Origin of the sequence: Paenibacillus sp. N3.4 (genome assembly GCF_008017805.1) — a bacterium.
In the GTDB taxonomy this organism is placed as follows: domain Bacteria; phylum Bacillota; class Bacilli; order Paenibacillales; family NBRC-103111; genus Paenibacillus_E.
Genome location: NZ_VRTT01000075.1, coordinates 1 through 23,253 on the forward strand (window position 1 = coordinate 1; position 23,253 = coordinate 23,253).

The 23,253-nt window shown below is 44.8% G+C and carries 18 protein-coding genes and 1 pseudogene; 3 read left to right on the top strand and 16 right to left on the bottom strand.

Annotated features, from left to right (window positions below; translation table 11 throughout):
* Positions 1-379: 379 nt before the first annotated feature.
* The 12 genes and pseudogenes from FU659_RS27695 to fucU form a co-directional block, all read right to left on the bottom strand.
* Positions 380-622, bottom strand: a complete 243-nt coding sequence (locus FU659_RS27695; RefSeq protein ID WP_147950529.1) for a hypothetical protein — start codon at positions 620-622, stop codon at positions 380-382.
* The gene (locus FU659_RS37750) at positions 619-834 is read right to left on the bottom strand and encodes a hypothetical protein (protein ID WP_261808096.1); all 216 of its coding nucleotides are present in this window, start codon (positions 832-834) and stop codon (positions 619-621) included. The genes FU659_RS27695 and FU659_RS37750 overlap by 4 nt, the downstream gene beginning before the upstream one ends.
* Positions 831-1,535 (bottom strand): carbohydrate ABC transporter permease, encoded by a 705-nt coding sequence (locus FU659_RS27700; protein WP_261808097.1) that lies wholly within the window; start codon positions 1,533-1,535, stop codon positions 831-833. The genes FU659_RS37750 and FU659_RS27700 overlap by 4 nt, the downstream gene beginning before the upstream one ends.
* A 65-nt stretch (positions 1,536-1,600) precedes the next feature.
* Positions 1,601-3,028 (bottom strand): ABC transporter substrate-binding protein, encoded by a 1,428-nt coding sequence (locus FU659_RS27705; protein WP_147950530.1) that lies wholly within the window; start codon positions 3,026-3,028, stop codon positions 1,601-1,603.
* A gap of 109 nt (positions 3,029-3,137) precedes the next feature.
* Complete coding sequence (locus FU659_RS27710; RefSeq protein WP_187274446.1) at positions 3,138-4,460, bottom strand: response regulator; 1,323 nt, start codon at positions 4,458-4,460, stop codon at positions 3,138-3,140.
* 229 nt (positions 4,461-4,689) lie between these two features.
* Positions 4,690-5,828: pseudogene (locus tag FU659_RS27715) on the bottom strand (zinc-dependent alcohol dehydrogenase).
* A gap of 118 nt (positions 5,829-5,946) precedes the next feature.
* Positions 5,947-6,336: a hypothetical protein gene (locus FU659_RS27720; RefSeq protein ID WP_147950532.1), complete on the bottom strand. Its 390-nt coding sequence runs from the start codon at positions 6,334-6,336 to the stop codon at positions 5,947-5,949.
* A gap of 172 nt (positions 6,337-6,508) precedes the next feature.
* On the bottom strand, positions 6,509-13,051 hold the full coding sequence (locus FU659_RS27725) for an S-layer homology domain-containing protein (protein WP_147950533.1): 6,543 nt from the start codon (positions 13,049-13,051) through the stop codon (positions 6,509-6,511).
* A gap of 175 nt (positions 13,052-13,226) precedes the next feature.
* Positions 13,227-13,886 carry a class II aldolase/adducin family protein gene (locus FU659_RS27730; protein ID WP_147950534.1) on the bottom strand — a complete coding sequence of 220 codons (660 nt, stop codon included), beginning with the start codon at positions 13,884-13,886 and terminating at the stop codon, positions 13,227-13,229.
* Between the two features lie 7 nt (positions 13,887-13,893).
* Positions 13,894-15,390 carry a rhamnulokinase gene (locus tag FU659_RS27735; protein ID WP_147950535.1) on the bottom strand — a complete coding sequence of 499 codons (1,497 nt, stop codon included), beginning with the start codon at positions 15,388-15,390 and terminating at the stop codon, positions 13,894-13,896.
* Between the two features lie 34 nt (positions 15,391-15,424).
* Positions 15,425-17,215 (bottom strand): L-fucose isomerase, encoded by a 1,791-nt coding sequence (locus tag FU659_RS27740; protein WP_147950536.1) that lies wholly within the window; start codon positions 17,213-17,215, stop codon positions 15,425-15,427.
* A 77-nt stretch (positions 17,216-17,292) separates the two neighbouring features.
* Positions 17,293-17,718 carry an L-fucose mutarotase gene (fucU, locus tag FU659_RS27745; protein ID WP_147950537.1) on the bottom strand — a complete coding sequence of 142 codons (426 nt, stop codon included), beginning with the start codon at positions 17,716-17,718 and terminating at the stop codon, positions 17,293-17,295.
* A 124-nt stretch (positions 17,719-17,842) separates the two neighbouring features.
* Here fucU and FU659_RS27750 point away from each other — a divergent pair, with 124 nt between their 5' ends.
* Complete coding sequence (locus FU659_RS27750) at positions 17,843-18,853, top strand: LacI family DNA-binding transcriptional regulator (protein ID WP_147950538.1); 1,011 nt, start codon at positions 17,843-17,845, stop codon at positions 18,851-18,853.
* Positions 18,854-18,893: 40 nt separating this feature from the next.
* Entirely contained in the window at positions 18,894-19,205 is a 312-nt protein-coding gene (locus tag FU659_RS27755) for a hypothetical protein (RefSeq protein ID WP_147950539.1), read from the top strand.
* A gap of 719 nt (positions 19,206-19,924) precedes the next feature.
* Here the strand turns inward: FU659_RS27755 and FU659_RS27760 are convergent.
* From FU659_RS27760 to FU659_RS27770, 3 genes are all read right to left on the bottom strand, one after another.
* Positions 19,925-20,230, bottom strand: coding sequence for a hypothetical protein (locus FU659_RS27760; protein ID WP_147950540.1), 306 nt, complete (start codon positions 20,228-20,230; stop codon positions 19,925-19,927).
* Positions 20,231-20,463: 233 nt separating this feature from the next.
* A complete protein-coding gene (locus tag FU659_RS27765; protein WP_261808098.1) occupies positions 20,464-21,309 on the bottom strand; it encodes an SDR family oxidoreductase in 846 nt (281 codons plus the stop codon).
* 151 nt (positions 21,310-21,460) lie between these two features.
* A complete protein-coding gene (locus tag FU659_RS27770; RefSeq protein WP_147950542.1) occupies positions 21,461-22,363 on the bottom strand; it encodes an EamA family transporter in 903 nt (300 codons plus the stop codon).
* Positions 22,364-22,587: 224 nt separating this feature from the next.
* Here FU659_RS27770 and FU659_RS27775 point away from each other — a divergent pair, with 224 nt between their 5' ends.
* On the top strand, positions 22,588-22,926 hold the full coding sequence (locus FU659_RS27775; protein ID WP_147950543.1) for a L,D-transpeptidase: 339 nt from the start codon (positions 22,588-22,590) through the stop codon (positions 22,924-22,926).
* A gap of 24 nt (positions 22,927-22,950) precedes the next feature.
* Here the strand turns inward: FU659_RS27775 and FU659_RS27780 are convergent, their stop codons facing one another.
* Complete coding sequence (locus FU659_RS27780; protein WP_147950544.1) at positions 22,951-23,229, bottom strand: DUF2277 domain-containing protein; 279 nt, start codon at positions 23,227-23,229, stop codon at positions 22,951-22,953.
* Between the last annotated feature and the right edge of the window lie 24 nt (positions 23,230-23,253).

A 23,253-nucleotide genomic window follows, 5' to 3' on the forward strand; every position in this document is an offset into this window, starting at 1 on the left:
CGTAATCCCGTTCGGGGTGAATTCAAACGTCCCCATCTTTCCGTTCCATAACTTCTCAAATTCCTTCAAATTAGAAATCGTGGCAAACTCGGGATCCAAGTATCCGTTTTTTGACACTTTTTTTGGCTCACTCAAAACACGCGAGGAGTTTTTCTCCTTCCCGCCTACCTTCTTCCCTAAAACATGGGTTTGGAAAAATTATGATGATGCTTGGAATGGTTTCGACTTGCCATTGCTGACATTCTTGAAAAATACGCTGTTCATTTATGTAGGTAATATCGTCTGTTCCTTATTTTTTATTGGGCTGGCTGCCTATGCGTTGTCTCATTTAAGAGTACCCATGAAAAGATGGGTAACACTTTTCTTCTTATCGACCTTATTAATTCCTCCGGCCACTTACATTGTTCCTAATTTTCCAAACCCATGTTTTAGGGAAGAAGGTAGGCGGGAAGGAGAAAAACTCCTCGCGTGTTTTGAGTGAGCCAAAAAAAGTGTCAAAAAACGGATACAGCGTTGTAATCGTGATCAACACAATGAGCAGCACCATGAACGTATATCCCACTCTGACAGAACCCTTTTTAAAATCATAGTCCGAGATAATCCCTCGTTCTGCTTGCTTCATATTTTCTCACTCCTACGTTGCATTAAATTGTATAGAATAGAGAGCAAAATTAAGAAGAAAAACATAAGACTGCCCATCGCGCTTGCTTTACCAAAATCAAGATCGCGGAACGCCGTATGATTCATCCAAAGCAAATAGGTGAGCGTCGCGTTATTAGGACCTCCGTCAGTCATAGATAGCTGCGCTTGGAAGTTCTGGGAAGTCGTAATCATTTGCAAAAGAAGCAAAGCATCATTAACGTCTTGATACTCGGCAGGGTAATATGGCGAATTCGCTGCCAAACGCTAGCCCCGTCGATCTCAGCTGCTTCATAAAGATCTCGCGGAATACCAACAATGGCGGCAATATAAATGAGTGTGGCAGAACCAAAGGTTTGCCAAGTCTCTAGCAGAACAATAGAGAGTGTAGCCATCTTAGGGCTGAAAAACTCAATTTTCCCTATACCAATCGTTTGCAAAAAACTATTAATTGGGCCCACAGCATCAAATAGCCACTGCCACATGCCGTACAGAACGATAGCAGGCACGGCGCTTGGCAAATAGCTGACAATCCGCGCTAACCCTTGAAACCATTTCAGCTCAGAAACAGCAATCGCGATGAACGGCGGTACCCAAAATCCTAAACATATACCAAGCCCCATATAAATTAAGGTATTTTTGATCGTAGTCCAGAGCAGCTCATCATGAAATATATTCAAATAATTGACGAATCCGATAAAATGATTGCCATCCACAAAATCAACATTATAAAAGCTGTAGAAGATCCCTTTCACAATTGGCATCCATAAGAACAGAATGAATAAAACAACTTCAGGGAAGATAAAAAGCGTTCCCCAAAAGTACCAGTTTATTTTCTTTTTTGTGCTGCTCGCAGCAACTGCGGGTCGTACTCTCGCTTCAGCATTCACTTCCATAGGGTCCACTCCTTATAAAATCGGACCTAAACCGATTAACCGGTTTAGATCCGATGGTCCAGTCACTATTCGACTTTTACTTTATCAAATACTTCGGTTTGAACTTTATTTGATGCATCTTCAAGTGTCTTTTTCAGATCGACGTCTTTCGTCGTAAACACTTTTTGGATCACGTTAGCCATCTCCGTATAAAACTTTTGAGCTTCATACTGCGCTTCCGGCTTACCATCCCACAGGCTTAACAATTGTGGATCGTATTTAAATACATTGTCATATTTTGTGAGCAAATCTGTGTACTTTTTACCAAAATCAGAAGTATCTTTCCAGTAGTTAATCGGTTGTGGAATGTATACGCGATTTTTGCCTTTACGATCTTCAATTTCTTTTTTCGTGGAGTTCAAGAAATCGTCTGTGAAGTACTCATCCGTAATCCATTTGAAGGCAACTTGCTGTTGGTCCTTCTCACTCTTCGCATTAATAACACGGTAGTTCCCGCCGAGAACCCCTGTATGCTTGCCACCCTTCGTTAGTGAAGGCATTGGATACACAACGAGATCGTCTTTGCTAATACCGCCTTCGTTAATGGCAGTGTCAGCTGCGTTACCGCTTCCGCACATAACCATTGCACCGCGACCTTGGGAGAATGCATTCAATGCATCGCCATAACCCAAAGCCCAGTTTTGAGGAATCAAATTCTCATCCTTCAGCTTTTTGTAGAATTCGAGCGCTTTCAAACCTGCGTCTGAATTAAATAATCCGACGACTTTACCGTTATCCAGCTTCTGAACATCCCCACCGGCTGCATACAAGAAATTCGTCCAATTCCAGCCTGCTTCCGTTCCTTTACCCATTGGAATGAAACCGGCAATTCCTTTGGCAGGATCGTTTATTTTTCTGGCTGCTGCGAGAAGATCATCCCACGTCCAATCCATCGGAGGCAGATCTACACCTTTCTCTTTGAACAGCTTCTTATTCAATGTTATGGTCATCACGTAGCCATCAATCGGTATGCCGTACGTTTTGCCGTTAACAACGAACGGCTTGGAAAGAAGATCATTCATGTCCTTCGAATGCTCCCAGGCATTCACTGAATCTGAAATGTCTGCAACCCATTTCTTATCTACAAGTACTTTTCCTTCTGTGGCATACGTTGTGTATTCCGTAGGAGCGCTGTTGGAAGCCATTTTTATCCCAATTTCCAGCGGGTTGTACTGCCAATCGTCTTTCTTAAAATCAACATTAGGGAATTTGGTTTTGAAACGAGTAATCCGTTGATCCAGCTGGTCGTTCTTTTCCTTTTGGTCCGGTTTGAAACCCTGCGCAGTAATGGTTACTTTCTTGGCGGCAGGTGTTGCAGTTCCCGCATTTGCTGCAGTCGTTTCTTTGGCTGCTGCTGGACTAGGCGTGCTAGTCGTTGTTGTGCTCGTACCGCATCCGGCAAGCAAAACAGTTAGTGCAATCGCACCGAGTGCTGAAGCTTTCTTAGCTTTCATGTTCGGTTCCCCTTTCGAATCTCTTTCAAATGTTAGTTGCTACACTTATGATTATAAAGGGAACAAACATCGCCGACGATGTGTCGTGTTACGCTAATCGTGTCGCATCTTACTGTCCCGTATTTTTTAGTTCTGAAATATTGATACCAAAATGTTTTTTAAATATTTTGCTGAAATGCTCCGGCGATTCGTAGCCAATATCTTCGGATATTTCGTATCTGCGCTTGTCTGTTGTCAAAATAAGACGCTTTCCTTCCTCCATCCTAAGCTTTGTCACAAAGTCCCAAATATTGATCCCCATCACACGTTTGAACAAATAACTTAAATAATTAGGACTCAAATGTACGGAATCGGCAATATCCTGCAGCTTCAAACCTTTATGAAAATAATGCCCTTCAATATATGATTTCGTTTCAAACACAATCCGATTGTTCGCTTCATCAACCTGCTTATGCGTTAAACGCTGATCGTTCGTCGTTTTACCGATATCTTCAATATAGAACATGTAATGATCTTTATTCGTTTCACTCCAAGATAGACTATCCCCTGCTTCCTTATAAAGGACAGGCCACTGCGTCACCCCTTCACGGATACGGCTAATGCCAATTTGGCTCTTAAGATTTACGTATTTCTGCAAATTATTATGAATCATCTGCGCAACCATTAGCAGTTGATTAATACGCTGTGAATCCCGATTCTCTTCCTCCGTTAGCTGAAGGAGAAGCGAGAAAGTAGCATTGTGATTATCAAAAACGAGATGGCTCCATTGATTGGCTGTCTCATTAATAATATTTAAAGCGGCATACTTTAGTAGACCTCGATCCTTCAACGTTAATATTTGTTGATCATGAATACCTCCCCGCTCTAATGACAGCTTAACCATCAATATACTGAAATATTTACCGTTCATGCGGTACCCAAGTGTTTCTATGATGTTGTCAACCTCTGAGTCATGAATGGTTCCAGTCACGATCTCATTCAAATAATAATTTTGTTGAAGGGATGTATGTTCAGGAAGTGCTGGACTACCTTCCCAGTGGGTAAGCGGTTGCGGCTTCTCTTCCTTCTCCCTCAAGAGCTTGGTGACAACATGAATCAGATGTTCCGGCGTAATTGGCTTAACCAGATATTCCTTCGCTCCGAAACGGATCGCCTTCTGGGCATACTCAAACTCTCCATGAGCCGATAAAATCACAATAGGAATAGAAGGATCTTCCATAAATATATTTTCAATCAATTCAATCCCGTTCATTTTTTCCATTTGAATATCTGTAAAAACAAGATCGATTTTTTCTAAATGTATAAAATCTAATGCTTCAAATCCGTTATAGGCGATAAAAACGTCTGCGATGTCCAATTGTGATTGCCTCAAAATGGTAGCCACACCCTTACAAATCATGGGTTCATCATCAACGACCAAAATATTAACCATTCTGCCACCTCGTTTATGTTCATTGAAAAAGGCTACTTGCATAAGTAGCCTCTAATTGCTATTTATTATGTTCTTGATTCTTCCTGCACTTTCCTTTTTTTTGCTTCCTACAAATTGAATCATTATCCATATTATTGCAAAAAGTTTTACCTTACCATGTGCGATATTACGATAAGTGTGTCTTATGTTAAGAAAAGAAAGGTCATCTTCTTTTTTACTCACAGCTGGATTATGGTTTTAAAACAAATTTGATACAATCATCTTCATGCTGATAAAACTTATCATACGCTTCGCTTGCTTGATCAAGCGGCACTTTATGCGTAATAATTTCGGTTGGATCAAACTCGCCTTTGGTTATTTTGTCGAACAGCATCGGCATATAGTGGATAACCGGAGCTTGCCCCATTTTGATGATGACATTCCTCTCCCATATATCACCAAGGGGGAACTGATTATATTTCGAACCATACACCCCAGTCAACTGCATGGTCCCACATTTCCTCACCGCATCCATCCCGATTTTGATGGGGCTTAGCGTCCCGCCGATTACTTTCAGCTTTTGCTCCACTTTTTCCGTGAATGTCTTTCTACCATCATCCCTACGCAATCAATAACGATATCTGCCCCACCCTGAGTAAGCTCTTTGAGATGTAGACCCATGTCGTCAAATTGTGTAAAATCAAATATTTCGACCTTATTCATCTTTTTGGCATGATCAAGTCGGTATGGTAGCTGATCCACCGCAATTACCCGTTTTGCACCTTTCATCCAGGCAAACTTCTGGGCCATCAAGCCCACAGGACCGCAGCCAAGCACAATAACGGTGTCGCCTTCCTTCACCCCCGCGTGATCCACACTCCAATAGGCGGTCGGCAAGACATCTGACATAAACAATAAGGCTTCGTCTTCAAGCTCGCACGATTCCGGAATAACAAATGGAATGAAATTCGCATAAGGAACACGTAACAACTCTGCTTGACCGCCTAGATAGTTTCCATATCGCTCGGTAAACCCAAAATAACCGCCTGTATCGACATGAGGATTGCTGTTCGCATTATCGCATTGGCTCTCCAATTCATGCTCACAATAATAACAGTGTCCGCACGCTATATTGAAAGGCAAGACAACTCTATCGCCCTTCTTAACTTTGGTTACATCCGCTCCTACCTCTTCCACAATCCCCATCGGTTCATGACCAATCACATAGTCTTTTTGCGCGGGAACAGCTCCTAGATAAATGTGAAGATCGGACCCGCAGATAGCTGTCGATGTGATACGGACAATAATATCATCCTTTTTTTCAATCGTCGGATCAGCTACCTCTTTCACTTGAACATTTTTGGGACTTTGGAACGTTACTGCCTTCATAATCAACCTCCTAGAATATAGATGAACTTCTGCTTAAGTATGACCATCTCATAGCCGAAATATCACGAATACAAAAAAGCCCTCCAGCACGGAGAGCTTTATTACATTGTTATTGGAATCAACCTGTTGATTTGGAATCGGAAGAGACGTTCTGCTCTTCCGTTAGAACGAGCGCTATTAGCTCGGCAACTTTTTTGATTTCCATAAATATTTTTGCATTCTCTTGTTTGGCCTGACTAGCTAGCTCAGAAGCATCTCTGGACATCGCTGAAAATAATTGCGCATAATGCGCCTTCTCATTGCTTTGTAATTGAAGATAGGCTAATTCATTGGCATTCTTGCAATTCACTACATCTTGAGCAGCTTTTGCCGCGGCTCTTGTTGCCTTGAGTGCATGATCTATAGCTATTTCAGATTGACTAATTAATTGGGATTCATGAGCTAGAGCAACGCTTAACTCGAAACGAACTAATTCAAGTCGATCAATTAAATCGTCGATGTGAGGCATACGCAGCACCCCTTTTTCTAAAGTAAGATTCGAAAAGTTTATTTTATTTTACCAAAAAACAAATATTCAAATCAATATGAGATCGCCAAAAGTTCGCAACATTTTAGCAGTAAAAAAAAGCTAAGCCGGATCGCTGACGCGAACCGACTCAACCCTTCTATTCCTCATTCATTTATTCATTCATTAACTTCATACTGCTTAACAAGCGATGAACAATAACAGTCGATTCAGCCCGAGTCGCAAGAGCTTGAGGGGCAAGACGATCATTAGTTTGGCCCTGAATAATGCCACTTGATACGACTTGTGCGAAAGCATCTTGTGCCCAAGAACTAATGGCAGAGACATCCATATACGAAGACAGTGCAGCCTGTGTGTTTATTGACTTCACTAACTCAGGGCGAAGCTTTAATACCCGAGTCACCATCACGGCCATTTCCTCGCGTGTTACAGTTTGATTAGGCTTGAAAGAACCATCCTCATAACCCGTCACTAACCCATATTCAGCCGCGATTTGCACGTTAGCATCATACCAGTCTCCCGGATGGCTATCCAGGAAAGGAAATCTGGTTGAAGAACTGGCGGATACTCCAAGCGAACGAACAAGTAAGGTAACGAATTCGGCTCTCGTTATGCTGGAATTCGGAGCAAACAGCACGGCCGTTTGACCATTCACAATGCGTTTCGCGGCCAGCAACTCAATGTCTTTCTGCGCCCAATGACCAGGCAGGTCTTGGAAAGACCTCTTATTCTGAATAATCGTGTAGATGGAATTGCTTGTGCTGTTAATCGTAACTACTATTTTTCCATTCAAGTTCGTGAATACGGCGGGCACATACTGAAACTCACCATTCTCAGGGTGATAAATAGCCGCAGTGGCAGATGAAACATCCGCGATGCCGTCCACGGTTATCGTTCTCGTCACATACGTATGACCGAATTGTTTCAGCGTTATCGTCTGATCGCCAATCACCAATGTTAGTTCAAAACGGAACGGAGAACCGATTAACTGGCTATTCTGTTCGACAGCTATCCGTTTGATCTCTGCTTCGGTTGCTGCTGTAACCTTCTGAATTTTTAATTTCAAGGTAGTTCCAGATAGGGAGAGCGATGCCGCCTGTTCAGAAGTAAGCCATGGTTTGATATCCACTGGAATTTCATAGCTCACATTTAGATGTTGAATGACAAGACGGGCATCTGGCATCTGATTTGCGACCTCGGATAACAAGGAAATCGGGATCTCCACATCTACTTCATCTTTGTTCGAACCTGTTGGCACGGCGATCGCGTGCTGTTTATTGGCAACAGCATCCTTAATGAGTCCAGCATCCAGCTTTATCGTGTTAGGCGATTGCAATTCAATAATAGCGCCACCACCTGATGATGTACCAGGAGAAGTTTCATTATCTGACGGCTCTGGACGAACACTTGAGAATCCTCTGCCTGTTTCGACGACAGTCACATTCGAACCAGCAGCATTCGCTACATCTTGGATGGCTGCATGACGAATGATTACATTATCTACTAGAACAGAACCACTCAATGTACTTGCTACTTCAAACCCATTCGTTCCAGCCCCATCGATCACGTTATTTTTGAAAGCAACTTTACTTACCGGAGATGTTCCTTGTACAGAAATACCCTGATATGTGTTATCCAGCATCGTATTATCGGCGATCACAATATCGCTTTCGATTGGCTTTGTATCCGCATAGACCCATATCGCGCCAAAATTAGAACGTAATCCGGCATCTCGGGCGCCAGTTCTAATCAAGGTATTACGTTCAACACGTGTTGTGCCGACAAATGGTGTAAGTGGGCTAAATCGTGTAGATACGGCAATACCGCCACCTAAACCAATGGTATCCTTCAAAACATTGTCCTGCATTTTGTTATCCTTACCACCGAAGACAACCATGTTATTTGACAGCCAAGGCAATTGAACAGTGTCAAAACGGAACGTGTTGTTATCGGTGTAATCATCTGGATAAGCGCCTTTGATAACCGTTGACCACATCGCAAGTCCATCATCGCCTACATATCGGACATTCGATTGCTCAACCATGCTATTTTTGGTATTGGTGCTGAAATTAATGCCGTCTGCCATCAAATTACGCATTCTTAAGCCGCCCACATAAAACTCGTTCGTGTAGTTGTCGCTATTTAATCCGTAGGATAATTGCGGACGGGCAATCCACATTCCCGTTTTGGTATGCTCAATCCATACATTTTGAACAGTTGAACCCGTTCCGAATGCTCCTTCAAAAGCATTTGTGTGCGCATCATCTTTTCGTACATTCAGCTCTCCATCTATCGCTAAGTCATAAACACGGATATGGTTTCCGTTAGCAAAAAACTTAGCGCCTTTCAGCGTGGTATACCACATGCCAGCGCCGCGTATCGTTACGTCATCCAAAATGAACAACTGCGTTGTATCTTCTTCACCATCTTTTTTGTCCTCTGAAATATATCCGCTCGTATTGGCAAGTTCGAAAACGCCTGCTGGAATCCATACACCTTTGTGCTGCGCTTTTGCTGCCGCAATAGCATCTTTCATCGCTTGGGAGTCATCTTGACCATCATTAGGCACAGCGCCATAGTCGGTCAAAGAGACAAACCCGTCTGGACGCGTGTAAGCGGCTTCCGGCGCTTGCTCCGTTTCAACAAAATCGATCACGTAGTAGTCGGCGTTGTTACCGTTGTCCTTTTGCAACTTAATTGTAGCTCCCGCCTCCACATTGCCGATCAGGGTATGTACCTCATCGAAGAAACGATGTGCACTGCCTTGACCTGGATCATTGGACCATGGATAGTTGCCATATTCCCAAGCATATTTGGAAGTCAAATCCAGATCTTTCACTTTCACATCATTAACGTACAGCCCCAGCTTCTCTTGCTTGCCCTTACCGTCTGCGCTATCTGGTATCGAATACCTAACGACGATTGAGTTTGCCTTCTTAGCCAACTGGAATTTAACGAATTGCCCCGTTTGATCCAGTCTCACAGCTTGTCGGCCTGATGCTTCCGTCGCTAAATCTCTGTATACCCGAGAAGGTCCAATTAGCGTTCCGTTCGTCTCCCCTTGCTCAGCTTCGTAAGTCGTATAGGCTTCAATTGCACCTCTATAAGCTTTGTTCACAGCTTCGTGAATTGTCACACTATCGATGGCAACCTGACCACTGTCACCGGACTGATATTCGAATGAAACCGAATTATAACCAGCCCGCAACGGAAGCGTTACGGTTTGTTCTTGCCAGCCATCCCCTTTATTAAAGGTAACTTGCTGCACGTTGAGCCCGTTAGCGAGTAGGCTTAAGGTTTGAGCCGCACTCGTCAAATTCAAGAAACGTACCGTTGCTTGATAAGACGCCGCTTCATGAGCATTCACCGCTAGGATGGCTCTAGCTCCAATCGCTGCGAAATTGTCTAAGTATCCCGTCCCTGAGAATGGAGTATATGCTGCTGCAACCTTAACGCCGCCGCCAACGAAGGCTGTTTCAGCCTCATAAACAGCGTCACCCAAGACAGGTTCGAATGACCATTGCGCTGCACTTTGCTTCGCATCCATCTCACCTTGCTTAATGACCGCAGGAGCCCCGAATAAACGTTGCCCGTTGAGAGGACTAATAATCTGCTTGTAACCTTGAAAATCGTCTATCATCCATTGGCTGTTCAAATTGGTTACATCTGAGCTATTGCTCACAACTTGTGCAGTGTCACTTATAGCTTGAAGCAAGTGACCTGTCGCCCGATTCTTAATCAGCTTGCGTCCATTATAGTCTTGTAACATCCATTGTCCGTTAGAAAGATCTTCTCCCAGCTCTCCAGTAACAAGCTGACCGTTTTCTTCTCGAACGTATTGCTTCGTAAGTTTATTCTTGATATGGATAAAATTGTTTTCTGAAAGAATAGGTGTTTGGGTATCCGTATAGCGTGTTTCTGTTCTATCGGGTACAGTAAACGGCCCTGAAGCATCCTCAAATGTCCATTGCAGCCTTTTCTCGTTTTCTCCGCTGCGTGCATACAAACCTCGTTCCGGATATCCCAGGCTGTTCATCACATTTAAATATTCGTCGCTGAACGTGCCGTTGTGACTGCGAATCCAGAACTTTCCGGTTCCTGAGATATCCTCAATAACCCATTGTGATGCTTGATTCGTAAGCTCCGTTTGCGAAGCGGCAACGAACTCATAGGAAGAATTCATCGTTATATAATGACCTGTCACCGCATTTTTGAAACGTTGAATCCCATCAACCGTCTCGATGATCCAATATGAGTACCCATCATTCGCAGCAGGCGTGCCATAAACCACAATGCCTCTGCTGTTTTCATACAAATATTGACCATTGTCAATGCTCTTGATTCGTTTTTGACCTGTTGGCAGCAACGGAGGCAGTGTCACAGGCTCCATCGCAAATAAACCACTATCATCATTGCCTTTTAATCGGCTGATTTTAATATCCTGCGCGCTCACATCGGCAAAAATGTAATGAGCATTTGTCCATCCACTTTTCAGTGTCACATAGCCGGGTGTAGTCGAATTTGCAATGATCCAATTCGCACTCGCCCAATCCGGACTAAGTGTCGGATACGTGATCAAAGCATCCGGCGGCGTATCTTGTTCGATATTTGGCACAACATTTTCCAACGCTACCCCATACCCGCTCTGACTATTGATTAAATACTTCAACAGCCCGTTATTTTGCGACGTGTTAAGCAGCCAGATCGAAGAAAGATCTGTGACCGACTTGTCACCGTACTTCAATTTATGTTCTGCATTCTCGTAAAGGTATAGATTGGTTGCCTTGTTCTTAAAACGCACCTGCTTAGGGAACCCTTCTGCTACAGGAACAAAACGCCAATTTTTACTTTGCCATGAAGATGGAATTTCACTATACTCTGCATATTTAATCAAATTTTGCACATTCACATATTTCTGATGATTCGGGTCTTTATTCGTATCATTGACATTATGAATCTGTTTTGTCGTTCCATTAATTGTTTCTATGACCCATATGGCGCTTTTCCAACCATCCTCAACCGGCGTAACTCGAAGATGTCCATCGATCGGATTTTCTGTATTCACATAATGACCTGTGGCTCGATTTTTGATCCGTTTACGGCCGGCGAACTTCTCGACCAACCATTGCGCGGTCTGATCATCGTCTTTCACATTCCCATATTTTAAATTGCTGTCTTGATCTTCAAATAAGGTCAATCCGTTCCAGGCATTCGTAATTTGTACATATTGATTAACTCCGGCAACAACGGAAGGATCTTCGAAGAGCCATTGGGCTCCGTCCACATCCGGACTCACCATACTGGACTGTGCAATGCCAAGTCCTCCCGTAACATTAAGAAAAGAATTGGCATAAACAGCACTTTGAACCGTGACGTAATCATCGTATTGATTAGAGTTTGCAACTGCCCATTGATCATTCGAGGGACCGTTTGCAGCATATAAGCTCCGCACTGGATCAGATGGTTGGGTTATGCTAGGCGCTGTCATATAACGACCGCTCGCTACGTTCCGAATTCGTTTCTTGCCGTTGTAGTCTTCAACAACCCATTGATACACTGCACTCGTGACCGTGCCAGCGGCAATTGCCCCATATTTGACAATCCCTTGATCTTCATACAGATACTTGTCGCTTACTTGTTCAGACGTATAATTGGCAATCCGAACCGGCTTCACGTTGGATGCCAGCTCAATTCTCCATTGCGCGTTGGAACGGTCTAGTACAGACCAATTATTCGAACGTACGGAAGTATCCTCAAACTGAGTATTGAGCACATAAATCTGGCTCCCAGCGTCAATCTCATCCGAATCGCCAGGGATTCGATCAGTCCCTTTTACGTAATTATTAGTGAAAGTAACCAAGCCATCCGAAGTACCGCCAGCCATAATCCATTCATTTTTCGTTGTATTATTTAGCGCTACAGATTGAATAGGAGCCCAGAATGTCCCCTGCGTGATGTAATGGCCGGATTGCTGATTTCTCAGACGCACAGTCTGTGAACCATCGCCGCCATCCCGCACCTTCTCGACGACCCAATACGAGCTTTTATCATCTATCGCTAGTTTGCCGTATTTGACCCCTCCATCTTTATCCTCGAACATATATTGGCCTGCTCGATAATCGTTGGAGATACGAACAGCGACTTCATCCGAAACAGACTCTAGCTGCCATTGCGGACTTTCAAAAGCTGGGTTAATGTCCGTACTGACCTGCGCAAATCCAAGCTGATCTTCTTCATGAATGAAAAAGTCCTGCGACAGATCGACGACACTGCGAATCGTCACATAGCCCTCGCGCGTCGCGTCTCTTAGTTGCCACTGATCGGCTTTTGTGCTGGTAGAGAGCGAAGCGCTTTTTAGTGCATCTCTTCTGGCAACACCTGGGGCTAGTATAATATAATGACCGGTAGAACGATTCTTAATCCGTTGATAACCACCATCTCCCGGCACGTTTTCAAGTACCCACTGAGCCGATTGATCTGTTAAACTCGTCAAGCCATAACGTATAATACCTGAGGCATCCTCGTACAAATAGTTGCTTTGCCATTTATTTTTTATTCGGATAAACCCAGAGCTAGCTGCTCCACCACCCGAATCATTTACAGCAGGCCCAGCAGCCGCATATGCGCCATTCGCCTGGAATGGCAGCACAAGAAGGATCGCCAGCCATATGAGAACCATTTGTTTAAACTTGTACATAACCCTTTCATACCTCCTATGGGTAACTAAGATAAGTTCCTGTCTTCAAGTATATGAATGCGCTTTCTCACGGACAATGTGCGATATTATGGAAATGATGTCCATATTTACTCCCTATACGTAAAAAAGCCCGCTCCATCGAATTCGATGTGAACGGGCTTATGCCAAAGTTCGCTTATTTCATTTGTTGCAACAAATTTACACGGTAGGCTTCACTTTCTAAGCCTTGAATTTCTTTGTATTCCTCATCCGTCAGCCGTCTTGGCTCACCGACCGCCTTGGCAATCAAATAAATTTTGGCGCTTTCTTCCATAATTTCAGTGCGATAATACGCTTCGCGCAAGTTTTTTCCAGTTGTAACGAGACCATGATTTTTGAGCAAAATAGAGCTGTGGCGATCAGCCTTCTCCGCAACCAGATTGGCTAATTTATCTGTTGTCGGCACCACATACGGCACGAAAGCAACATCTCCGACAAGCGCTGCTTGATCGGGGAACAACATGGGAAGCTCATCGTCAACAAGTGTTAACGCTATACAATATGCTGGGTGTGTATGGACGATCGCTTTTGTGCTTGGATTCACTCGATAGGCGAATAAATGCATCAATACTTCCGATGAAGGACGATACGTTTTATCCAAAATGTCACCTGAAGGTATGTGTACGGGGACCCACTGCTCTGGTTCAATGTCCTCTAATGCAAAACCGCTTGGAGACAAATACATGATATCCTCAAATCGCGCGCTGATATTACCCCCAGGGCCTACAACGAGCCCCTTTGCAACGCTTTTACGCGCATATTTGGTTAATTCTTCTCTTGTTTGCTGCTCTGACATTACCCGTTCAACTCCTCACCGATTGATTCGTAATCACTTTTAAATAAATTTCGAAGGCATCCGTCCATTGGTCCGCATCTTCAGCCTCATATCGATCGGGAGGAAAAGAATCCATAACGATCTGACGGATTTGCTCCAAAGAATGGACTTCACCATGCCCTTTGGCTTGCATCATGATATTACCGATTGCTGTCGCTTCGACAGGTCCGGCAATGACCGGAAGTCCAGTCGCATTAGCCGTCAGTTGGCAGAGCAAGCGGTTCTGAATACCTCCGCCGACCATGTGAATCGTGGACAACTTGCGATTGAGCAGTTGTTCGATTTCATTCAATGTCTGCTTGAATTTCATCGCCAAGCTATCTACCACACAGCGAATCAACTCCGCTTTCGTTTGCGGCACGGTCTGACCCGTCTGCTGGCAATATCGACGAATGCGTTCGGGCATGTTGCCCGGAGCAAGAAAAACAGGATCCTGAGAGTCCACATAGCTTTTAAGACCAGTCTCCCGCTTCGCCAGCTCTTGCATGTGAGCATAGCTGAGTGACTCACCCTCTAATTCCCATTGCCGCTTGCATTCTTGCAGCAGCCAGAGGCCCATAATATTTTTGAGCATGCGAATTTTTTGCTCCGCGCCGCCTTCATTCGTAAATCCCCAGCGTCTGCTGTCATCCGAAATGATGGGAGCATCCCTTTCCACTCCCATTAACGACCAGGTACCGCAAGAAATGAACGCATAGTCCCCCTCGAGTGAGGGGATAGAAACAACGGCTGAAGCGGTATCATGCGAAGCCGTTGCAACAACCGGGATGGCGCTGACTTGCAATTCGTCGGCAATTTCTTGGCGCAGCGTTCCTTCTATTGTCCCTGGCATTACAATGTTCGTGAATAAGTGGGCGGGGATCCCCAATTCCTCGATATACTTCTCATCCCAGCTTCTAGCTGTTGGATTGAGCAGCCCTGTCGTACTCGCAATAGAGTACTCCGTCGAACGAATGCCGGATAAATAGAAACGGAATAGATCCGGCATGAGCAGCAAACGAACATCGTCGGCAAAACCGAGACCATGCTCCTTCCTTTCGGCAGCGAGCTGAAAAATCGTATTAAACGATAAGGGCTGAATCCCAGATCGGTTATAAATCTCTGCACTGGACGAAGTTAGAAGCATTTCATCCATAGCCTTCGCATTGCGATCATCCCGGTAATGATAGGGATTTCCTAATAGCCTTCCGCTGCCATCGACGAATCCATAATCAACTCCCCATGTGTCTACAGCGATGGATGACGGACTCCCAGGGGCATGCTGTTTATAGGCATGGATGCCTTTTTTCAATTCGTGAAAAAGTCTTAAAAAATCCCAATACAAACGACCGCTTAGCTCAACAGGATCATTCGAGAATCGGTGGATATCTTCCACAGTCAACTTGGAACCATTCCAACGTCCCAGAATGGTCCTTCCGCCGCTAGCACCGAAATCGACGGCCAACATGTTCAAATGATTCGTCATCTGCGAAATCACCTCATTCCTTGTAAATCAACTTTTACTTATATAAAGGTCCGTAATTTCCGCAGGCTCTGAAATCTGCGCCCTCTGGGTCGGAAGTTCCAAAACTGCCCCAAGCGCGCGGACGGAAAATGTGCTCTTTCGCTACGTTGTGCATAGAGACAGGAATTCTTAGAATCGCAGCCAATGTGATCAGGTCGGCACCGATGTGACCATAGCTGATGGAACCGTGATTGGAGCCCCAATTATCCATAACTGAATATACATCAGTGAAAGAACCTTCTCCTGTCAAAATAGGAGCGAACCACGTTGTCGGCCATGTAGAATCTGTTCGAAGATCAAGGGTTTCATGCACGTCATCCGGAAGATCGATGGAGTAACCTTCAGCCAGTTGCAGGACAGGTCCTATGCCTTTCACCAGATTGATGCGAGACATCGTTACCGGCATTCCGCCTTTCGTAAGGAAGTCTGAGGAGAAACCGCCCCCGCGGAAATATTCAACCGCAGCCGGACGCCAAGAAGTCGCATCCAAACATTGACTAACCTCTTCATCCGTAATCTCCCAAAATGGTTTCATCACAGGCTTACCATCGCGTGACTGCTGCCCTGTGCCATCCAATGTTGCTGAACCTGAGTTAATTAAGTGAAGAATCCCGTCTTTAGCCGCTCCGGTTAACGTATGTCCCGTAACCCGCTTAACGGCATCTGGACTCCAATACGTCCTGACATCGGCAAAAATTTGGGCTGTATTCGTTAGCAGATTGCCAAATAGCATCGCAACACCATTCAAGCTGTCATTCTCAGTCGCTACCAAATAAGGCGCTCGCTTGCCATTCCAATCAAAGGACGTATTAAGAATGGCTTCCAAAAAGTCCCCGTTAGGAAAGTGATCCGTCCAATGGCGCTGCCCTTGGAAGCCGGAAAGAATCGCATTGTGTCCCAGCGCTTCCTCGCCGAAGTCAAGGTCTGCCAGGCGGGGATTGCCCACCATTAAATCTCTGACAATCAAGGACATTTTCACAACCGTTTCCCAGTCTTGATCTTTCTTCTCGCGAGTTGTTTGGATGGCCGGATCATTATTATCAGGACCTTCTTTACAATTCGTTTTTACCCAATCCAAAGCAAGCTGGTATTCCTCAGGGTCAAAAATTTCTTCATCAATGCGACGGACTAATTCCGACATATCGACATATTCATTTCGCATGCCCAAGTAATCTTGGAATAACTCCTCATTCACGATAGATCCGGCAATTCCCATGGAGACAGAGCCGATCGATAAATAAGATTTGCCTTTCATATAGGCAGCTGCCAATCCTGCTTTTGCGAAACGAATCAGTTTCTCGTGCACGTCTTGCGGAATTTCCGTCGTTCCAGCGTCTTGTACGTCTTTACCGTAAATGCCGAATGCCGGAATTCCTTTCTGTGCATGCCCGGATAAAACCGCGGCCAAATAAACAGCGCCCGGACGCTCCGTCCCATTAAAGCCCCAAATGGCCTTCGGCGTCGAAGGATCCATGTCCATCGTTTCCGTTCCGTAACACCAACAAGGAGTAACGGTGATAGAAACGCCAACACCCGATTTGGTGAATTTGTCCGCAGCAGCAGCTGCTTCTGCAACGCCTCCAATGCAGCTATCAGCAATTACGCATTCCACTGGCTCGCCGTTGGGATATTTTAACGTTTCGCTGAGTAAGGAAGCAACGGCTTTCGCCATATTCATCGTTTGCTCCTCTAATGATTCGCGAACACCCTTTCTTCTGCCGTCAATGGTCGGTCTGATCCCGATTTTGGGGAACGCTTGATTCCATCTATAGTCGCCGTTTGCCATAATATTCATCCTCCTAAGTGAATTGAGTTCTACAAATAGATAACTTGAAACTTAATATAGAGTTATCGATAATTCTTTTATTCGATTACAACGCCTTTTTTCAAAATAATATTGGCATATAAAGCCTTTTCACTTGTTGCTACGATGGCATATGCATCTTTCGCTCGTTCATAAAATGCAAAGCGTTCGACATATTCAATCGCTGGCTGTTGGTGCTTACTGATGATGTTCTCGTACGTTGCCCATATGGGTGTTTGTACCGTGTCGTCTGGCACGACAGCCATAAGAGCAATGGGTTGTTCACTATATTGATCTAGAGGGAATAAGGATAAAACCGCTTCCAATAATTCAGGTACGCCATGTCCATCACTGCGCAGCAACCGATTTGCATGACTTGCGGCAGGAAAATTGCCGTCTGACAGTATGATTTCATCGCCATGTCCCATCTCCATTAACACCTTTAAAAGCTCAGGTGAAAGAATGGAAGGAATACCTTTCAGCATGTGAATAACCTCCTTCAATTTGTAGTGTTATCGATAACTCAAAATTAACAATTTAAAGCCTTGATGTCAATCCCTAATTTCTATACAATAGACGAATAGGTGAAGATGAAAAGGTGACTATAACGTGATTACCATATATGACATTGCTGAAAAAGCTGGTGTTTCGGCTATGACCGTCTCGCGAGTGATTAACAATAACGGTCGAATCAGCGAAGCTACACGCAAACGCGTTCGTAAAGTGATGGAAGACCTCCAGTACATCCCCAATTCAATGGCTCGCAGTCTGGTGCTTCAGAAAACGAAAATTTTATCCCTACTGATCACAGATATTACCAATCCGTTCTATACAACGATTGCTCGCGGGGCTGAGGATGCAGCTAAGCGCGCTGGGTTTCGGCTGCTCTTTGGGAATAGTGACGAGGATTATCTCAAGGAAAAAGATTACGTGGATATGATTCTCTCGACGCGTGTAGACGGTGTACTTTTTGCACCAACGGGAGATCATTCTTTGGAAAATTTACAGCAGCTCCAAAAACATCAAATCCCCTTCGTTATTTTGGACAGGGAAGTCCCCGGAATAGACGCAGACCTTGTGCTCGGTGACAGCAAAGAAGGGGCGAGGAAGCTCGTCGAGCATCTGATAGATTTCGGACATCAACGCATCGCTATGATTAATGGTTCACAAGACGTATCTACAGCCCGGCTTCGACAAACGGGCTACCGAGAGGCTCATCTGATTAACGGATTGCCGATAGACGATTCATTGGTCATTCACGTGAATTATCGCGACTTCCATGATGAATCCGCCTTGGATTCGCTGCTCAGTCAGCCTTCTCCCCCTACGGCTATTTTTGCAGCGAACAATATGCTTGCCGTAGGCGTCATCCAATCCTTGAGACAGCGCGGCCTGCAGGTGCCAGGCGACATATCCGTTGTCTGCTTCGATGATTTCGGTTCAGCCGGTGCGATTAGTCCGTTTCTGACCGTCGCCTCACAGCCTGCCTATCAATTCGGCACGCTGGGCATGCAGCTTTTGATCGAACGCATTGAGGGTGATGTTGTTCCAGAAAACCGGAAAATTATTTTGCCATCTGAACTTATTATTAGAAGTTCTGCAAGTATGCTGAATCACTAAATTTGATAAACAGCAATTGTCTCAACTAGGAGGTCATCCTATGGATGCAAAAGTAAAGCAAGCACTAGAGATCACACTCCATAACTGGAGATCCATGGCAGGATCACAAATGGAAGAAGCAGAACCCCATGCCGATCAATTCCAGTCCTCTTTTTATCTGTTTATCGATGCTTTACGCGAATGGTTTCTTGGCCTAGATAAGCAGCCGCGTAATTTAGATGAATTTTTAAAGCTGACCATGATTCAAGAAATTGTTAACGTACTCCCAGCGCCGCTGTATTTGAATTTTGAAACAGAAGCCGAGCTCATCATTGAAAAGACGCTAAGAGAAGATGAAGATTCTTACGATTAATGGGATGAATCGAGGGGGGGACAGCCGCGAGTGTCCCTTCATGGATGCCCTCTCACGGCTTGATTGTGTGTCTACCGTCTACCAGGCAAAAGATGGTTCATCACCTTCTAAAAATTTTGCTGACATGTCCGATGTGCTTCCGTCGTAAGAACCATAGGCAAGCCTAATTACTGCTCAATTTCCTCAACGACTACTACCGATTGCTGCCTTCTACATTTCAATCTGTAAAGTTGTTTTCGTGCTTACAGAACAGCTCATCTGATCACGGCCGATTATAAACATGATTTTCGGCCTTACAGCTTCCTTTTACTGCCACCTTTCTCCACTTCATCATCTATAACGCTGTTTTCCGTGCTTACAGAGCCTCTCATCTGCTCTCAGACACTTATAAGCATGATTTTCGGCCTTACAGTTTCCTTTTACTGCCCCTTTTCTCCACTTCATCATCTGTAACGCTGTTTTCCGTACTTACAGAGCCTCTCATCTACTCTCAGACACATATAAGCATGATTTTCGGCCTTACAGCCATATCCAAATCATGGCGGGAAAGTTTCATCTAGATTATCTCCCCCTCTTTCATTCAGAAACAGAAATACGTGGTCACCACTCTTATACGGTTGCCCGCTAACACGCAGCCACACAAACGCCACGCCCTCTTAGGTCTCAAAACCGCAGCAAAAAAGCCCAATAGGCATTGGGCTCATCAGGCAAAACTGAAATTAGATCGTTTTATCCACGAAGACAACTTGATTTTGTTCAGCGAACTTCTTTAATCTGCCTGCGAGTGCTGCCACATCAAACCGTTGCAGTGTTTTAGAGTAAACCCATTTTGAACTTCCCTTCACTTCGATAACCACTTGTCCTGAAGAGTAAATGATTTCCTTAATGGAATCCGGATTCAAGATCAGCTCTTTAGCAAAGCCTCTCTTTGATAAGTTCGTCTTACTGACCTTTAGATAAGGACGACGAATGAAATAAATAAACAATCCAACTAACAAATAACTGCCGGTTGTATACCAGTACATGGTGTCTCCCGTTGTTTTCGTTAAGGTCACTAGCAAAAAGACAGCTATGAAAATAAAGAAGAGGGAAAGCAGGATGCTGCGCCCTTTAAAAACCTGCGCTCTATCAGGGTCAGATATAGGAGGAATCCCTTTTTTTGACCGATCTTTATTTATTTTCTTACTGTTTTACTGACCATTCTTTCCCACTTGCGTGACATCTCGTTCACTCCTATGTTTGTACTTGTTCCTCGACTTCATTTCATTAAACGTTGCAGCAAACCCTCGTACCACTTCCATGGCAGCAGCATTCTGATCCACAATCCTACCTTTACACCACGTCCTAATGCGTAACGAAGATTTGGTGACCTTTTTTCCACAACCTGTACAATCTTGTCCGCAACTTCTTGGGGATCCGGTGCCGAAGTCGCGGCTTTTCTGGAATAGCCAAGCATTTTGTTCAATTTGTTCCAGTAGGGGGAAGCCTCGGTGGTGTGAATAGCATCGAAACCTTTGCGCCATATGTCCGTCTTATAAGCGCCTGGCTCTACGAGAATGACACGGACGCCGAAAGGCTTCATCTCCAGTCGAAGCGATTCGCTGAATCCCTCGATCGCAAATTTCGATGTGCTGTATGGGCCATATCCTGGAAAAGCAGACAAGCCGCTGACGCTGCTTACATTGATGATGCAGCCCGATGCTTGCGCTCTCATATATGGCAGAACAGCCTTCGTTGCGGCAATGACACCGAATACATTTGTCTCCAACTGTGATCGCCATGCCTCCATCGGTACATCCTCCACATAGCCACCGACCGCGAAACCCGCATTGTTTATCAGAACATCTATTGTACCATATTTACGGATACTATGAGCAACAGCTTGTTCGATCGACTCATGCACGGTTACATCTACGGTTATTGTCTCAATCGCTGTTTTAACGCCTTCCCGTTCGGCTATCTCAAGCAAGTGCCCGCTATTGCTTAAATTACGCATGGTTGCAACGACTTGATACCCCTTTTTGGCCAAGGCTATGGACGTTAATAAACCAAAACCACTGGAAGCACCTGTCACCATGGCAACCGGCCTTTTAAAACCGTCCATCCCCATTCCCCTACTTTCTAACTCGTTTCCATTCATAATCCCATACAACGGGCTTCCTGTCGATATGAAAAAGAGGATAAGCCAGTTATCAAGGCTAGTGATAAACAAGAAAAAAATGGACCCTACAGCTCAATGCTGTAGAATCCACCTGTTAAGCATTATTTCTTCTGTACTTCATCAACTCGGGAAGAGCGATGCCAAACATCGTCACGATAACACCAAACCATTGCAAACCATTAACAGTCTCGTGCAGCACAATAAAAGACATAACGACCGCTGTCGGCAATTCAGCTGCACTGAGAATGGTTGCCATGCCTCCACCTACCCGCGGCACTCCAATGGCATAAAAAAGTGGAGGAATGACCACGCCAAAGAAAGCGAGTAAGAGCGCCCAAGGAAGCAGTGACTCGTGCAGCGCCCCATTGAATAAAAAGTAGGGAGGAAAGACGAGCATGACCAAAATAAGAGAGCCAGATTGCATAACTGCACTGCGTGTAATCGGAGCAATTTGGTTCGCCACTTTGCCGCTAAATGCAATAAATAAGGCGTAGGTAACGGCAGCAAGCAAGCCAAGCGTAACACCAATCCAAGATGTTGCTTCATGGGATCTGCCTAAATATCCGCTTGCCATGATAATTCCAGCGAATAAAATGACAAGCGATAGCAGTTTTTCTTTCCCTGGGCGCTTGCGTTCCGCTATGGCTTCAATCAATATGCCCATCCATGTAAACTGGAACAATAAAATAATGGCAAATGAAGCTGAGATATACTGTAAAGCCGCGTAATAGAGCATTCCTGTTAAACCTGAGGTCGTGCCCACAGCCATTAGCGATAATGCTTGCTTCGGCCGAACGCGGTATTGGTTCGGTTCTGCACTTTTTCTGGCGGATTTAGCGGTAACGAGGACCAATATCCACATCATCAGCACACCGAATACATTCTGACTGCCCACAACTTCGCCAACATGGAAGCCCGATTCATAGGCTTTCTTAACAAATGTAGATAACAAACCAAAGCTGCATGCACCGGCTAAGACGAATAAATAGTATTTCATTCTCCGTGTACAAGCAATACCCGATATGTTCGGGTGCCCACTTCGTGCCGCAACTGCTCTTTTTGGCCTTCACCGAATCCTATACGGTTCGGGCTATACTTTAATAAAGTTTGCATAGTAGTGTCTCCTTTGATGACTGAATTCTTTATGCATTATAGCATATCTCGCGAACATAGACACAAGCACCTCCACTCAAACATAAGCTAATCCGAGGTGATGCAGCTATGCCGAAATACCGCATTATTGTTGATCTTTCGCACTTTCAGCTGTATTTGTTGGATGTCAATCGCGTTATTCGTGGATTTCCGGTAGGTATTGGTAAAATGGTAACTAGGACGCCTACAGGAACCTATTTCATCATAAATAAACAAGCTAATCCAGGTGGTCCATACGGTGCCTTTTGGATGGGCTTAAGCAAACCCCACTATGGCATTCATGGAACGAACGATCCCTCATCGGTTGGTAAACAGACCTCGCACGGCTGCATACGCATGCATAATGAAGACGTCCTTGAGCTAGCAGCGCTAGTTCCCATTCATACGTATGTGACGATTCGAACTTAGTATTGTCCTTTCTCAGTTCTGTACTTACTTAGTTCCAACTCCGAACCTTTTCACCGCTTTGATGCGAGCCCGTTCTATTTCGGCCTCCCGATTACGGGGCTCAGCTTGGGTGACCAACGAATCCAGCAGCTCACGGGCTGCCTCAGACACCTCTTTGATGGCGCGTTGAAAGGCTTCCTCGTTCGCCTTCGATGGCTGATTAAAGCCTGTGAGCTTTCTCACGAACTGAAGAGAGGCTGCCTGAATCTCCTCATTGGTCGCAGGCGGATCAAAGTTATAGAGTGTTTTAATATTTCGGCACATGGCGTTCTCCTTCGGATACGTAGT